The organism is Alteribacillus persepolensis, assembly GCF_900099605.1.
Taxonomy (GTDB): Bacteria; Bacillota; Bacilli; order Bacillales; family Marinococcaceae; genus Alteribacillus; species Alteribacillus persepolensis.
Genome location: NZ_FNDK01000065.1, coordinates 1 through 1,377, shown reverse-complemented (window position 1 = coordinate 1,377; position 1,377 = coordinate 1). Strand labels below are relative to the sequence as shown.

The following is a 1,377-nucleotide window of genomic DNA, read 5'->3' as shown; positions in this document are numbered from 1 at the left end:
GGTAAGAGCTCACCAAGGCGACGATGCGTAGCCGACCTGAGAGGGTGATCGGCCACACTGGGACTGAGACACGGCCCAGACTCCTACGGGAGGCAGCAGTAGGGAATCATCCGCAATGGGCGAAAGCCTGACGGTGCAACGCCGCGTGAGTGAAGAAGGTTTTCGGATCGTAAAGCTCTGTTATTAGGGAAGAACAAGTACAGCTCGAAGAGGGCTGTACCTTGACGGTACCTAATCAGAAAGCCCCGGCTAACTACGTGCCAGCAGCCGCGGTAATACGTAGGGGGCAAGCGTTGTCCGGAATTATTGGGCGTAAAGGGCGCGCAGGCGGTTTCCTAAGTCTGATGTGAAAGCCCACGGCTCAACCGTGGAGGGTCATTGGAAACTGGGGAACTTGAGTGCAAGAGAGGAGAGCGGAATTCCACGTGTAGCGGTGAAATGCGTAGAGATGTGGAGGAACACCAGTGGCGAAGGCGGCTCTCTGGCTTGCAACTGACGCTGAGGCGCGAAAGCGTGGGGAGCGAACAGGATTAGATACCCTGGTAGTCCACGCCGTAAACGTTGAGTGCTAGGTGTTAGGGGTTTCGATGCCCTTAGTGCCGCAGCAAACGGCATTAAGCACTCCGCCTGGGGAGTACGACCGCAAGGTTGAAACTCAAAGGAATTGACGGGGGCCCGCACAAGCGGTGGAGCATGTGGTTTAATTCGACGCAACGCGAAGAACCTTACCAGGTCTTGACATCTTCTGCTACTTCCAGAGATGGAAGGTTCCCCTTCGGGGGACAGAATGACAGGTGGTGCATGGTTGTCGTCAGCTCGTGTCGTGAGATGTTGGGTTAAGTCCCGCAACGAGCGCAACCCTTGACCTTAGTTGCCAGCATTCAGTTGGGCACTCTAGGGTGACTGCCGGTGACAAACCGGAGGAAGGTGGGGATGACGTCAAATCATCATGCCCCTTATGACCTGGGCTACACACGTGCTACAATGGATGGTACAGAGGGAAGCAAAACCGTGAGGTCAAGCGAATCCCAAAAAGCCATTCTCAGTTCGGATTGCAGGCTGCAACTCGCCTGCATGAAGCCGGAATCGCTAGTAATCGCGGATCAGCATGCCGCGGTGAATACGTTCCCGGGCCTTGTACACACCGCCCGTCACACCACGAGAGCTTGCAACACCCGAAGTCGGTGAGGTAACCTTTTGGAGCCAGCCGCCGAAGGTGGGGCAGGTGATTGGGGTGAAGTCGTAACAAGGTATCCCTACCGGAAGGTGGGGATGGATCACCTCCTTTCTACGGAGATATTTTTCCGAGTCGAGCTCTTTTCACCGTTGGTGAGAAGAGCGGGCGCTGTGACTTTCATTCAATTTTGAGAGGAGAAC

At 55.4% G+C, this 1,377-nt stretch carries 1 rRNA gene; it reads left to right on the top strand.

Annotation, left to right across the window (positions count from 1 at the left end):
- Positions 1–1,288: ribosomal RNA gene (locus BLT18_RS17925) — 16S ribosomal RNA — on the top strand; the annotation flags it as partial.
- Positions 1,289–1,377: the final 89 nt, after the last annotated feature.